General features: G+C 38.2%; 13 protein-coding genes. 5 read left to right on the plus strand and 8 right to left on the minus strand.

Annotated features, from left to right (window positions below; translation table 11 throughout):
• Nucleotides 1-386: 386 nt before the first annotated feature.
• Nucleotides 387-1,100, minus strand: coding sequence for a DUF4294 domain-containing protein (locus tag BGO42_RS03700; RefSeq protein ID WP_177734692.1), 714 nt, complete (start codon nt 1,098-1,100; stop codon nt 387-389).
• Nucleotides 1,101-1,182: 82 nt separating this feature from the next.
• Between BGO42_RS03700 and BGO42_RS03705 the strand changes: the two genes are divergently transcribed.
• The 4 genes from BGO42_RS03705 to BGO42_RS03720 all read left to right on the plus strand — a co-directional run bounded on the left by BGO42_RS03705 (nt 1,183) and on the right by BGO42_RS03720 (nt 6,416).
• Nucleotides 1,183-2,271, plus strand: a complete 1,089-nt coding sequence (locus BGO42_RS03705) for a M42 family metallopeptidase (RefSeq protein WP_273246250.1) — start codon at nt 1,183-1,185, stop codon at nt 2,269-2,271.
• 4 nt (nt 2,272-2,275) lie between these two features.
• Nucleotides 2,276-4,234, plus strand: a complete 1,959-nt coding sequence (locus tag BGO42_RS03710; protein WP_273246252.1) for a tetratricopeptide repeat-containing sensor histidine kinase — start codon at nt 2,276-2,278, stop codon at nt 4,232-4,234.
• A gap of 5 nt (nt 4,235-4,239) precedes the next feature.
• Complete coding sequence (locus tag BGO42_RS03715) at nt 4,240-4,965, plus strand: LytR/AlgR family response regulator transcription factor (protein WP_273246254.1); 726 nt, start codon at nt 4,240-4,242, stop codon at nt 4,963-4,965.
• A gap of 113 nt (nt 4,966-5,078) precedes the next feature.
• Nucleotides 5,079-6,416: a phage tail-like protein gene (locus tag BGO42_RS03720; RefSeq protein ID WP_273246256.1), complete on the plus strand. Its 1,338-nt coding sequence runs from the start codon at nt 5,079-5,081 to the stop codon at nt 6,414-6,416.
• Nucleotides 6,417-6,464: 48 nt separating this feature from the next.
• Here the strand turns inward: BGO42_RS03720 and BGO42_RS03725 are convergent, their stop codons facing one another.
• The 3 genes from BGO42_RS03725 to BGO42_RS03735 all read right to left on the minus strand — a co-directional run bounded on the left by BGO42_RS03725 (nt 6,465) and on the right by BGO42_RS03735 (nt 10,341).
• Entirely contained in the window at nt 6,465-6,848 is a 384-nt protein-coding gene (locus tag BGO42_RS03725; RefSeq protein WP_273246258.1) for an ankyrin repeat domain-containing protein, read from the minus strand.
• Between the two features lie 178 nt (nt 6,849-7,026).
• Nucleotides 7,027-8,916, minus strand: a complete 1,890-nt coding sequence (gene dnaK / locus BGO42_RS03730) for a molecular chaperone DnaK (RefSeq protein WP_177734698.1) — start codon at nt 8,914-8,916, stop codon at nt 7,027-7,029.
• A 168-nt stretch (nt 8,917-9,084) separates the two neighbouring features.
• Nucleotides 9,085-10,341: an NHL repeat-containing protein gene (locus BGO42_RS03735; protein ID WP_273246260.1), complete on the minus strand. Its 1,257-nt coding sequence runs from the start codon at nt 10,339-10,341 to the stop codon at nt 9,085-9,087.
• Between the two features lie 130 nt (nt 10,342-10,471).
• Here BGO42_RS03735 and BGO42_RS03740 point away from each other — a divergent pair, with 130 nt between their 5' ends.
• Nucleotides 10,472-11,893: an L-serine ammonia-lyase gene (locus BGO42_RS03740; protein WP_177734700.1), complete on the plus strand. Its 1,422-nt coding sequence runs from the start codon at nt 10,472-10,474 to the stop codon at nt 11,891-11,893.
• 97 nt (nt 11,894-11,990) lie between these two features.
• On the opposite strand, the gene BGO42_RS03745 is transcribed toward BGO42_RS03740, so the two are convergent.
• From BGO42_RS03745 to BGO42_RS03760, 4 genes are all read right to left on the minus strand, one after another.
• Complete coding sequence (locus BGO42_RS03745; protein WP_273246262.1) at nt 11,991-12,401, minus strand: DUF1573 domain-containing protein; 411 nt, start codon at nt 12,399-12,401, stop codon at nt 11,991-11,993.
• A 17-nt stretch (nt 12,402-12,418) separates the two neighbouring features.
• On the minus strand, nt 12,419-13,006 hold the full coding sequence (locus BGO42_RS03750; protein WP_273246264.1) for a bacteriocin fulvocin C-related protein: 588 nt from the start codon (nt 13,004-13,006) through the stop codon (nt 12,419-12,421).
• 639 nt (nt 13,007-13,645) lie between these two features.
• Nucleotides 13,646-14,053: a hypothetical protein gene (locus BGO42_RS03755; protein ID WP_177734703.1), complete on the minus strand. Its 408-nt coding sequence runs from the start codon at nt 14,051-14,053 to the stop codon at nt 13,646-13,648.
• A gap of 195 nt (nt 14,054-14,248) precedes the next feature.
• Nucleotides 14,249-14,680, minus strand: coding sequence for a nuclear transport factor 2 family protein (locus tag BGO42_RS03760; RefSeq protein ID WP_273246266.1), 432 nt, complete (start codon nt 14,678-14,680; stop codon nt 14,249-14,251).
• Nucleotides 14,681-14,682: the final 2 nt, after the last annotated feature.

Below are 14,682 nucleotides of genomic sequence, written 5' to 3' on the forward strand. Positions count from 1 at the left end.
CTTTTTTGAAAAAAAATTTAATCCCTTTTTCTCCCTGATTCAACCTCAATATCTAATGAACTTCGCCTTGATTGCGGGTGCAAAAGTAGCACCTTTTTACTCTTCTCCAAACTATTTCTAAACTATTTTTTAAAAAAATCAGGGTAACAAATTTAAACATTTAAAAATCAAAACATTAGTTTTTTAGATTTATTTTTTCAACAATTGCCTTTAGTCAAAAACAACACTAAAACCGTACTCTGTAAAAACGAAACGGGCTGTATAAAACAACATCACCCTGCAAATGCAGGGTGATGTTGTTTTTATGATACCTTATATTATACCTATAGAGTCATATTATACCTATAGAGTCGTTAAAATATCCTACCTATATATATAAGGTGTTTTTAATTTTCAAGTTCTTCTTTTACTTTCTCCAGTCGCAGCTGTTTGGATTTTTCGGCTTTAATTCTCCATGTGGCCGCCAATTCCGCTAAATCCATTGCTTTTGCCGGATCCTGTTTTTGCAGTTTACCGCTTTTGAATGCTTTGATCAGGATACTTTCAATGTAAAAATCTTCCAATTCATTAAAAGGATCGTATTCTTTTTTCAGATTGATATCAAATAAACGGGCTGTATTATTCGACCAGAAGGCTTTCCATCCGCTTTTAAGTTCTTTGATCAGACCAAAAGTTGTCTGCCCGGTTTGACGGTGGATTAATTTTACCAGAATCTGCCCGTCTTTACGGGAGAATTTTTTCAAACGGTCTTCAAATTCATTCTGAAGATAATTTTCAACAATCTTAAAATATTTCTTCTTCTCTCTGTCGGAAGAAAGTTTTGCCATATTCACATTCAGCATCGTTAAGTTTTCTGCTGCCGCTTTTGCATAGGGATATACTTTTAAAACACGACGCTCTAAAATCCGTAGTTTTTTCTGTTCTTCCAGATAGGCCGTATTTTTTCCGATTATTACTTCATCTATATGCACTAAATAGCTAACGGATGTATCATTTACGGTATTGTTATTTTCTGTTTTCAGCGAGTCCTTAGTGACTACCTGTCCAAAAAATACCAAAGGCGTAAAAATAGCTCCTGCAAGAAAAAATAAGCGCTTCATATAAAACAAATTAATGCGTAAAATTAGACAATATTCTGAGCAACTCTAATGCCAAATTCATATTTTAGCAAAAAAATATTTTATGGCAACAAAATCAATATTAACAAAATCGTCCCTATCCTTTTTAGAAAAATACCTTAATAATGCCTCTCCTACCGGTTATGAAGAAAGCGGGCAGAAAATATGGATGGATTATTTAAAGCCTTATGTAGATACTTTTATTACGGATACTTACGGAACAGCCGTAGGGGTTATCAATCCGGATGCTCCTTATAAAGTTGTTATTGAAGGACATGCCGATGAAATTTCATGGTATGTTAATTATATTACCGACAACGGTTTAATTTATGTTATCCGCAATGGTGGAAGTGATCACATGATTGCACCTTCAAAACGCGTTCACATCCACACAAAAAAAGGAATCGTTAAAGGTGTTTTCGGATGGCCGGCCATTCATACCCGAAACCGGGGCAAAGAAGAAGCTGCCAGAATTGACAATATCTTTATTGACTGCGGTTGTGAAACCAAAGAAGAAGTTGAAAAATTAGGCGTTCATGTGGGCTGCGTAATCACTTATCCGGATGATTTCATGATTCTGAACGAGAATAAGTTTGTTTGCCGTGCCATCGACAACCGAATGGGTGGTTTTATGATTGCCGAAGTTGCCCGTTTGCTGCATGAAAACAAAAAGAAATTACCATTTGGGCTGTATATCACTAATTCCGTTCAGGAAGAAGTAGGCTTGCGTGGTGCCGAAATGATCACCAAAACGATCAAACCTAATGTTGCGATTGTAACCGATGTTTGCCATGACTCCTCGACTCCAATGATTGACATGAAAATTGAAGGGGAAACCAAAATCGGCAAAGGGCCGGTAGTTACTTATGCACCAGCCGTACAAAACAATTTAAGAGAATTAATTCTTGATGCTGCCGTTGCCAATAAAATTCCTTTCCAGCGCCTGGCTTCGTCAAGGGTAACCGGAACCGATACCGATGCTTTTGCATACAGCAATGGCGGAGTAGCTTCGGCTTTAATATCGCTGCCGTTACGATACATGCACACTACTGTTGAAATGGTACATCGCGATGATGTTGAAAATGTGATCAAACTTATTTATGAGAGTTTGCTAAAAATAGAAAACAATGAAACGTTTTCCTATTTCAAATAATTAAATGTTTCTATCAGGGAAACTAAAAACAGCCTTATCAGTACTATTGTTTTGTGCTTCGATGGGTCATGCCATGGAAGAAAAAGACAGTATCATGACCGTATACTGTTCACAAAAAGGTATTGATAAGGTTCTTTTTTACGAAAGCCTCAGTCTTAATCAGAAAAGGGCGTATAAAAATTTCTTTTACCTCAATTTACCGAAGCTAACTGCGAATACCGCTATTAAAACCTCTAAAAAGGATTATATAAAATTCCTGTTTGCCTTAGCCGAAGTATACAATATAAAAGGTGAAGAAGTAAAATCTATTGGTGTTTTAAAAGAAATCAAAAACAACAAGGAATACAGGTTGTCCGATTTAGAGTATATGAATCTCCTGGTTGCGCTACAGAAATCGTATCTGAATTTAAACTTATACTCCAATGTTTTCCATATCAATTCTGAAATAGCCACTTTAAGAAAACAAGGGGTTCCGTTTCCGTTATGGAGTTATAATATCAAAAGCCAGCTATATGCCCGGTTATTTCTGTATGACAAGGCAATCATCCAGCTGAAATCAGAAATAAAAGAGTTGCTGCACAATCCGGAAAGAGATGCTCTTATCATTCCTTCTGCATACAACGACCTCGGATTTTATTATTCTTTAAACAACAATATTGACAGTGCTTTTCATTATTACAGAACTTCCTTAAAACTTTCCGGACAACATTTAAAAAAAACGCATCTTGATTCCTATGAGCGGTTAGCCGGAACGATTAAAGGAAACATGGCGGTATTGTATTTTAAAGCCGGGGATTATAAAACAGCTGTTTCGCTTTTAAAAGAAGATATTGCCGTTACCTTAAAAAACAAAGACGATAATGTGTGTGCCGCAAACAGTCTGCTTTTTTTAACGGAATCCGAATCCCGGTTAAAACATTACGCGGAAGCTCAAAAAGCCATTGCATTAGTGGAAAAATTACTTCCTAATATTACCGATCCTGCAACAAAAATTTATTTTTATAAAACAAAAGCCGAACTATTAAAGTCACTTAACCAAACGGAAGAGGCTTACCAGCTTTATAAAAAGGCATTTTATATTAATGATTCAATCAACAAAATAAGGCAGCACCGACTGCTTGAAGGCAATGAGATCTTATACCATCTGGAAAAACAGGACGACCTGATCGCCAGTCAGCAGATCGATCTTACTAAAAAACGGCAGAATACGCTGCTGATTATTTTATTTGGTTTGCTGGTTACTACTTTTTTCTTCTTCCTGTATCTGGTCAATTCCAAAAAGAAACAATTGAAGATCCAGAAGATGAATGCGGAAATTTCCTCCAAGAACCGGCTTATTAAAGAATCGCTTTCTGAAAAAGAAATGCTGCTCAAAGAGATTCATCACAGGGTTAACAATAACCTTCAGATTATTTCCGGTATCCTTGAGCTGCAAAACAGCGCCATTGCCGATCCGGATGCTAAAGTTGTTTTACAGGAAGGACAGGCACGCATCCAGTCGATTTCGTTAATTCATAAAACCCTTTATCAATCGGATAATTTTAATAAAGTTCCTTTTCAATCGTATTTAAACGAGCTGATCGGTGCGATCCAGAAAACATACCGCCAACATTATGTTTCGGTCCAAACGGATATTGACGCCCAAAACATCGAACTGAATATCAACACCGCTATTCCGTTAAGTCTTATTATTAATGAGATTGTCACAAATTGCTTTAAGCATGCTTTTAAGAAAACAACACAGGGTACCATTAAGGTGACGATTAAAAAAGAGGCCCACGGCTATGTGTTATGTGTTCAGGATAACGGTATCGGTTTTCCGGAAAATTTTAATCCGAAAGATTTGCATTCCATCGGTTTTGATCTTATTCAGGGGCTAACCAAACAATTAGACGGCGCATTTCAATGGAAAAGTAGTCACGGAACCGAAATTATTATTACATTTAAAGAAATCGTTAACTAAATATCATGAACCAGCCTCTAAACATTCTTATTGTTGAAGACGAATACATCACTCAGAAAACTATTTCCATTTTTTTAAAAGAGATTGGTTACAATGTTATCGGTACTGCAATGAATGCCGAAGAAGCCCTGATATACCTGAAGGAGCATACGGTGGAATTAGCCCTGCTTGATATCACGATACAGGGCGATAAAGACGGAATATGGCTGGCCAATTATATCCAGGAGCATTATCGCATTCCTCATTTGTTCCTGACAGCTTATGTGGACGATACGACTATAAAAAATGCCATTGCAACAAATCCGTACGGTTACCTGGTAAAACCGTTTCAAAAGGCGGAGCTTTTTTCGGCTATTGAAATCGCCATTATGAATTTTAACAAATGTATGCCGTCTGAAAAAACAAAATTGCCGGACTATATTTTTGTCAAGCATCATGAAGTATTTGAAAAGGTAAGTCTTAACACGGTTTTATATGTTGAATGTCAAAAAAATTACCTGCTGCTGGTAACAACCGATAAAGAATACCGTTTCAGAGCTACCATAACCGATTTTCTGTGTAAACTTCCGAATCAGTTTATCAAAACCCATAAAGGTTTTATTGTAAATACCCATAAAATCCAAAGCTTTAATTCCAGTACCATTATTGTGAACAATAAGAGTATTCCGGTATCCAAAACCTATAAAGAAGCTGTTTTACGTAAGATAAACATTTCATTTGTAAAAGCTTAGAATCCGATTATTATTTTTCATCCCTAAACAAACTGCTTATATCCCATTTTTTTTAAACAGTAATTGGTTTTAGTAATTTTTGTCCTAACAACTATTAAATATCAATGACTATTATGAAAAAAATACTTTTCGCATTATTGTTTCCAATGATGCTTTTTTCTCAGGTTGGCATTAACACCACTACTCCTCATGCCAGTTCAATACTGGATGTAACCGCAACCGATAAAGGTTTGCTGATTCCCAGAGTTTCCATTCCCAATCTCAATGCTGCCGCACCGGTGAGCAGTCCGGCAACCAGTTTACTTATTTACAATACAAATGTCACAACCGGTATCGGGTTTCACTATTGGGACAGCAGCAAATGGGTGCCGATAAGCGGTGCGACCAACAGCCACTGGATACTTACCGGAAATGATCTGCGCAATGGCAATTCCGGCAATGTTGGTGTGGGCACTACTACTCCAACGGCCAAATTTCATATTGAAAATTCCGCCGGAGCAGGCGTTGTTCCTTTTGCAAACGGTTTTGAAAGCGGTATTGCTCCGTTTACCACTTCCGGCAGCGGCGGTTCCTGGACCACCACTACTGTAGCCGGGCAGTTTAATGCCGGTGCCACCGGAATAAAATCCGGTTCCGGAATAGCCAGCAGTACCTCAACACTGGAATTAAATGTATCAATTCCTGCCGGAGGTTCTCCTTATTCCTTTAATTACCGCGTAGATAGTGAGGCGAGTTATGATTATCTCCGATTTTATATAGACGGCGTGCAGACCAGCCAATGGTCCGGTGCGGTTCCCTGGTCAACATATTCCGGAACTTTAACAGCCGGAAATCATACTTTATCCTGGCGTTATGAAAAAGACAGTTCTACCAATACAGGTCTTGATGCTGCTTTTCTTGACCAGGTTTCCATTACCAATACCCAATCTTTATCTCCCGTTATACGAATTGTAGATGGTTCGCAGGGAGCCGGAAAGGTGCTGACATCCGATGCCAATGGCTATGCCAGCTGGCAAAGTACCAATTTGCCCAACATTGCAACATTACAGGGTATGGTGATTCCGGTATGCGACAGTTATTCCAACGGGAGCTCCGGTTCCTTCACCATTCCGGTACGAGGAGTAAATACAACCGTTAGCTGGACAATTCTCGCAAAGCAAACCAAGAGTGGTTCGGCAGTTATATCCGGAAGCACCGTTGCGCTTGCTCCCATCACCGCTGAACGGTTACAGGTGCGCTACGATTTTTCGCCGCAATTGCCGTTCAATCCTTTGGGTATTATTTTTAACGCTTATAATTCCAGCGGTTACCCGGATACTTTCGTACTGAATTATGCCAACAAATCGCAGAGTTCCATTACGGTGAACATTGCCCGTGCCGATCTTTTTGCCAGTCAGACAACCAACTGCTGGACCGGACAGTTTTATTTTGACGTAATGGTCATGAACTAAAATAAAAAAGGGAGCCAAACGCTCCCTTTTCCATTGTGTCTTGTTTCCTTATTTTCTGGCACCAGCAGCTTTTAAAACTTCGATGATATCGTTGTTTTTATACATTTCTGCTAATTTCAATACAGTACTTCCGTTTTGGTCAACAGCAGTAAGGTCTGCTCCTTTTTCAACTAATAATTTTACAACTTCAAGGTTGTTGTAACGTACAGCGAACATTAACGGAGTTAAGTTGTTTGTTCTTTCGTTTACATCTGCACCGTATTCAATAAATTTTTTGATTGTTGCCACATCACCTTTGCTGATTGCTGTGCAAAGTGGTGTAGCGTTTAAAATTGATACTGTCTGAACTTTTGTGTTCACAGTATTTGAAGCAACAGAAACATTTGTAAATGCTACTAAAGCCAGTCCTAAAATAATGATCGATTTTTCCATGATGATTGATTTTTAAATTATTTATTTTGATTGTTACGAGTTAGACGACCCAATCATTATTTCGTTACAGGAAAAATCTTATTATAACATTTTTTTAACATATCCGGCTGTAAGATGGCTGTAACCCATAAAAAAACCGGAGCCATAGCTCCGGTTTTTATTATTCGTGATTCCGAGATTATTTTACTTCTTCGTAATCTACATCTTGTGTCTGATCGCCATTTTGAGCGTCCTGAGGTTGTCCTTGCGGCGCTCCCTGACCATCAGCCTGTGCTTTGTACATTTCTTCCGATGCATTTTTCCAGGCTTCATTAATTTTGTCTAATGCCGGTTGGATCGTTACTACATCTTTTGTTTCGTAAGCTTGTTTCAATTCGTCTAAAGCACCCTGAATAGCTGCTTTATTTCCTTCTGACAATTTATCTCCAAACTCAGACAATTGTTTTTCAGTCTGGAAGATCATTCCGTCAGCTTCGTTTAGCTTATCAACTTTTTCTTTTACTAATTTATCTGCTTCAGCATTTGCTTCTGCTTCTTTACGCATTCTTTCGATTTCTTCCTGTGTTAAACCTGAAGAAGCTTCAATACGAATATCGTGTGATTTTCCGGTTCCTTTATCTGTTGCGGAAACTTTGATAATACCATTCGCATCAATATCGAAAGTTACTTCAATTTGAGGTACTCCTCTTGGTGCTGGCGGGATTCCGTCTAAGTGGAAACGTCCGATCGTTTTGTTATCGTTAGCCATTGGTCTTTCTCCTTGTAAAACGTGGATTTCTACCGATGGTTGGTTGTCTGCTGCTGTAGAGAAAACCTGTGATTTTTTAGTAGGGATTGTTGTATTCGACTCGATTAATTTTGTCATTACACTACCCATAGTTTCAATACCTAAAGATAGTGGTGTAACGTCTAATAATAATACGTCTTTTACATCACCTGTTAATACACCACCCTGAATCGCTGCACCTACGGCAACAACTTCATCCGGATTTACTCCTTTTGACGGTTTTTTACCGAAGAATTTTTCAACTTCTTCCTGGATTCTCGGCATACGTGTAGATCCACCTACCAAGATTACTTCATCAATTTCTGATTTCGAAATACCAGCATCTTTTAACGCTTTCTCACAAGGAATCATTGAACGACGGATTAATTCATCTGCCAATTGTTCAAATTTAGCTCTTGTTAAGGTTTTTACCAAGTGTTTCGGTCCTGAAGCAGTAGCCGTTACATACGGTAGGTTAATTTCTGTCTGAGCAGATGCCGATAATTCAATTTTAGCTTTTTCAGCAGCTTCTTTCAAACGTTGTAAAGCCATTGGGTCTTTACGTAAATCCACACCTTCTTCGCTGTTGAATTCGTTTGCTAACCAGTCAATAATTACCTGGTCAAAATCGTCACCTCCTAAGTGTGTATCACCGTTTGTAGACAATACTTCGAATACACCGTCTCCTAATTCCAAGATAGAGATATCGAAAGTACCACCACCTAAGTCATAAACCGCAATTTTCTGATCTTTTCCTGCTTTATCCAAACCATACGCTAACGCTGCAGCTGTTGGTTCATTGATAATACGACGTACTTTTAATCCTGCAATTTCTCCGGCTTCTTTAGTAGCCTGACGTTGTGCATCATTAAAGTATGCCGGTACTGTAATAACCGCTTCCGTTACTGTAGTACCTAAATAATCTTCAGCCGTTTTCTTCATTTTCTGAAGTGTCATTGCTGATAATTCCTGTGGTGTATAAAGTCTTCCGTCGATATCCACACGTGGTGTGTCGTTATCACCTTTAACAACTTTGTACGCTACATTTCCTGCTTCTTTTTGGCTTTCTGAGTATTTGTTACCCATAAAACGTTTGATAGAAGCAATTGTTTTCGTTGGATTGGTCACTGCTTGTCTTTTGGCAGGATCTCCTACTTTGATTTCACCACCTTCTACAAAAGCAATTACAGATGGTGTTGTTCTTTTTCCTTCTGCATTAGGAATTACTACCGGCTCATTACCTTCCATTACAGAAACGCAAGAGTTAGTCGTTCCTAAGTCAATTCCAATAATTTTACTCATAACTAAGTTTATTTTATTATATCAATTTTGTCGTTTCGTTTTTTCAACTTGCTTGGTATAAGTCAATCATTGTGCCATTACAAAAAAGACATGAAAATTGTCATAATTCTATTTATTTTGATTTTCAAACACTGACAAGTTGACACTTTACCAGGCATAACAACACTGTCATTCTTTTAAACGATATTGGTATAATACCGGATTATCACACTGTTGCAGGTCTAATGTGTGATCTTTTTTATAGGCATTCCAGGGAGCATTGGCAAAAAAGTATATTTGCTTATCCTGTACTGCCATTAAAACCGGCTCGTTAAATTCCGGTCTGTTACTATCCAGAACTTTACTGGCGGTTATTGTATTTTCGCTATCATCGAGCGTGTACTGCATCAGCCTGACCGGCTTTATACCATTGTGAATGGCTATTAAGGATTGCTTATAATATGCCAGCCCGTCTATCCCCTTCCCTGTAGCTCCTTCCGGGAAGGAAAGCCATTTCCGGTTATTATTCTTTATATCGACAGCCAGTATACCTTTTAAGTAATCGGCTACAAACAGCTTTGATGCTGCGGTATTGAGCGTTATTCCCTGCAAATTAAACGCTTCCTGTGACAAATCGAGGAAAACGTCCATTGTATTGTTTTCAATTTTATAGAGTACCGGCTGTGCACTATCCGATACATATACCGTTCCTTCCCGGGTAACTGCGAGATCTCCAAACAAATGATTCCCGTTAACCGAAAACCGTGCGGTGATTTTCTTCCCGGCAATATCAATTTTCAGTATTACCGCCTTACCTTCCAGTTCCTTAGTGAACGATTGTGCTTCCGGAATGGCCGCAGTGGCAACCCATAAATATTTTTCGTTTTTATCCGGTTTCATGGCAAAAACAGCAAATCCCTTGTCGGCTATAAACCAATCCGTACACCCTCCTGTCTGGCTGTCGAAAGCAATTATTTTCCCTTTATGGATACTGGCTGCCAGCCATAATTTTGCTTTTGGCAGATACGTCAATCCTTCCGGATGCAAGTCCTTTTCCTTTAAAACCACTACTTTTCCGGAACCGGTTACGGTCTTGTTCTGCTCCTGCTTTAATGCTAAAATACGCTGGTAACCGGGCTTACTCCTCACCGGTTCAAAATCGGCATCCTGATCAAAATCGACTCCGTTATCCATCAGGATACTTTTTGCCATTACCGGCAAAGCTTCTTCTGTTTTTCCGTTCAACACCAGGGCAGCGGCAAGATTATATGTAAAAACAGGATGCGAAGGACGAAGGCTGTCCAGCTGCTTCATTATTTTTAAAAACGATCCGTATTCTTTGTTCTCATAAGCCGATTTGCTTTTATTATACATTTCCTGTAAATTTTGTGAATTTGCTTTAAAAACAAAGCTTATCAGCGCTATGAAAATGATGATATGACGCATGTTTTGAAGTATTTATACGATCAAAGATACCATAAAGCAGGTTATACTGATCAAAATATGTTTGGTCCGTTTTATTTATTGAATTATCGGGCTATCTTTGCTTTAACAAACTAAACATTTAGATTACTTTATGGAATGTATTTCTGTATTTGATATGCTTAAAATTGGTGTGGGACCGTCCAGTTCCCATACTTTAGGTCCTTGGCGTGCAGCCGAACAGTTTCTTGTTGAAATCAGAAATCACAATCTTATTGACCACATTAACCGAATCAAAGTGGACCTTTACGGTTCCTTATCATTAACCGGAAAAGGACACGCTACAGATCTTGCTGTCATGTTAGGATTAAGCGGTGCCGATCCGGAATATATTCCCGTAGAAAGCATTGATGTTATCATTTCGGCCATTAAAAACAAAAAAGAGATCTTTTTAGGAAATGAAATTATCATTCCTTTCGATACGGAAACCGACATTGTTTTTAATAAAAATTTCCTGCCGTTTCATTCCAATGGGATGACTTTTACCGTGTATACGGACAGTCAGGAATACAGCGCCACTTTTTATTCCATTGGTGGCGGATTTGTAGTAAAAGAACAGGCAGAAGAGAATATAGAAAAAGAAACAATCAAAAGAACCTTTCCTTTCCCGATCGATAAAGCCGAAGAATTACTAACCTATTGCCAGGCGGAGCAAAAAAAGATTTCGGAAATCGTATATGAAAATGAAAAATCCATGCGTACGGAGGAGGAAATTCACCATGAATTGCTTCGTATCTGGAATACCATGTTAGAATGCATGTATATTGGCTGTCATAGTGAAGGGACATTACCCGGAGGTTTAAACGTACGCCGCCGTGCTTATGACATGCACAAAAACCTGATTGGCGTTTTACCGTATGACAATCCGCAATCGTGGCTGGAAATCATCCGTATGACAGAAGTAAAATTCCGTCAGATCCTGAAATGGGTAAGCTGTTTCGCTTTAGCGGTAAACGAAGTCAACGCTTCCTTAGGCCGTGTGGTTACCGCTCCTACCAATGGCAGCGCGGGTGTTATTCCTGCCGTGCTGATGTATTATATGGTTATTGAAGATCACAAAGCCAACGAAGACCAGATCAAACAGTTTTTAATGGTTGCCGGAGAAATTGGCAGTATCTTTAAAAAAGGCGCTACTATTTCGGCTGCAATGGGCGGATGCCAGGCAGAAATCGGCGTTTCTTCTGCTATGGCCGCAGGTGCTTTGTGTGAATTGATGGGCGGCACACCGGAGCAGGTTTTAATGGCTGCCGAAATTGCGATGGAACACCACCTGGGGCTAACCTGTGATCCTATTGGCGGACTGGTGCAGATTCCTTGTATTGAAAGAAATACGATGGGTGCCATTAAAGCAATTAATGCTGCCGAATTAGCATTGGAAACCGATCCTAAAAATGCGAAAGTACCATTGGATAAAGTTGTCGATACGATGTGGCAAACCGCCAAAGACATGAACAATAAATACAAAGAAACCTCAGAAGGTGGTCTGGCTGTTGCCGTAAATATGTCAGACTGTTAAACCATTCTTTATAATACCAATAAAAAAGCGGAACTGACACAAGTATTCCGCTTTTTTTTTGCAACTAACAACTAATTAAGTAAAAAAACTCTAAACTTTATTTTTTAACAATTCCGTGTAAACTTAAAACGGTATAAGGAGGCGCTGTATTAGCCTCGACCACGATACTTTTTTCGGCTCTGCCTACCTGCTGCGGCACGAACGTAACGGCTATTTCAGCCGATTCGCCTTTCTTAATCTTTTCCCTGCTAAAGCTTGTGATTGTACAGCCGCAATTACTGTGTACGGCAACGATATTCAACACATTATCAGAGGTATTCTTGATTAAAAAAGTATGTTTTAAGGTATCTTTTAAATGCATGCTTTCAAAATCGAACGTATTGACAACTTCAATTGTTGCATTAGACAAACTGAAAACATTATTCCATTCCCGGCATTTCCCGATATAACATATCGCAATTACCAATACAAGACAGACTACTGAAACTTCTATTATTTTCCTTTTCATGGTATCCTTAGTTTATCTTATTTCCGGGCACAAAATCCATTACATATTTCTCCCAGCCACCATCCGCAGCCGGAATCGGCAGAGGAACAATAAAAAGAATAACAATCGCCGGTAACACACCAGCTATCGCTTGTATTACAGCCGCAATGTATTTCGGGCGGACCGGCAACAATGATTTTACTGTTAATGCTTGCAAAATTTGCAACCATTTCAGACGGTGTAAACAGGCTTAATCCTATCCGCTTCATCTGCGGCAGGTAACTGTTGTAATATTCTTTTGCGGTACGGGAACGTTCTTTTTCAAAAAAATCAACCCGAAGCGTTTCCTGCAATTCCCGGACAAAATGCTGTTGTTTGGCATTTAATTCACCGGTGCGCTGCAATATTTCCAGCTTGGTATTCCAAATATAAAATTTGTCGGCGGCTGTCAGCATATTATATGCAATAATCTGGCTTTCCCCATTCATTGCGATCACACTCTTAATTTTATTCAGATCAATGGCGGACGATACGATCTCCTTAGAATCTTCTTTTACACAAGAGGTAAACAAAGTAAAAGTGAGAACACTGAACAATAAATACGGTAAAAAAAATCGTTGTTTCATGGCAGTTAATTATTTATGGTTTATAAAAATTTTTCCGTGGCAAAATGCAACGCTTTTGTGGCGGCAATAAATATTTGACTAACTTAAACAAATTTTACCACAAAAACAAACTGTATTCTATTTTTACAAACAAAATAACATAATAAACAATATTTTAAAATAAATAAACAATATTAAAATACAAACAATACTCTACTAATTATTCGATTTTTTAAAAATATCCACAAAAAAAAGAACGAGTGCTTTACCCGTCCTTTTGTAAAATATATCCTAATTTAACTATTGCATCACCCGGCTGACACAGCATACACAAAAATTCCGAAAAGCAACAAGGAACTTATGCTATCAGCATTTCTGATCAATTGTTTTCTTTCCGTAAAATATAGCAGCACACTAATAACCGGCCTAATTAGTAACTGGGAACAGAACACTATAAAAATAATCCTGTTAGCCGGTTTTATATGGTTGAAATTACCGTTTAAAATGCCTTTAAAACTGGTTGTCAGTCCGCATGTTTTACAACTTGATCCTATTTCGGAATAGACACATTTAAACGAAACAACATTGCATTGAAGCAGTAAAAACATGGCCAGTATGACGGTCACAATGACAATGTTTAGGAGATGGTATTCCGCAAATTTAGAATTGAAGAGAATCTGCCTTACTTTTTTGAATGGAATCATTTTTTAAACTATCTTTTTCAAGAGCATTGTCCAGAGCTTCCTTCGTGATGGTTTCGAAGGCTTCATCTGTGATCGCATTAATCTCATCTTTGGCTTCAAAAACCGATTTATAATTCACATACTGAAAGATACCAATCGAAATAGTAATAACCGCAATGATCATTCCTGCCAAAGGTACACTGCCGTTCTGCTTTTGCTGTCTTGAATATAAAAAAGCGATCGTACAAAAAACAAATGCTATAAAAGCGGGAATAATGGCATAAAATCCAATGCAGGGAATAATCGAAAATAGCAGTGAGAATATTGCAATAACCAATCCTATGATACCAAACGGTTTCGGGTTACCTGAAAATTGTGTTTCCATTTTTTTGTTTTTTTCAGTGCTCAATATATACCTAAATATTCGTTTTGAAAAAGAAAAATAGGACAAATTTTACAAAAAACTAAAAAGCAAAAAGCAAAAAAGCAAAAAAGCAAAAAAGCGAATACCCAATTCAAACCCCATATATCATATATCATATACCATATATCGCATCTCAAATATCCCCAATCAAACTTCCTACTTCCTCCTCGTATCCACCACATAAATAATTTTCCAGCTGCCATTGTCCTTATACAACTGAAACGAATTAACGCCATGATGACTTAACTTACCGTCAATATAAAACTCATACGGCGTCCAGACATGTGCCATCGCACCGTCTATTTGCGTATTAAATTTCAGCAACCGTTCTTCAAACTTTTTATCGGAAGGAAAAGTGGCAATGGCTTTAAAGAAATCGGACGCTTTTTCATCCAGGAACTTTGTTCCCTTCGCTCCTTCCATAATGGATTGTAAAATCATTTTATCATGGCAGACCGATTTGATTTTTAGGGTATCTTTTGCGTGAAAACCTTCAAAAAAGGTCTTTATCGTGTTTTCAACATCCTTTTGCTGTGCCTGTAAACCGAAAGACAAACCACATACCAACAGTATTAAAAAGTTTTTCATAA

It is taken from the genome of Flavobacterium sp. 40-81 (assembly GCF_001898245.1).
GTDB lineage: Bacteria > Bacteroidota > Bacteroidia > Flavobacteriales > Flavobacteriaceae > Flavobacterium > Flavobacterium inviolabile.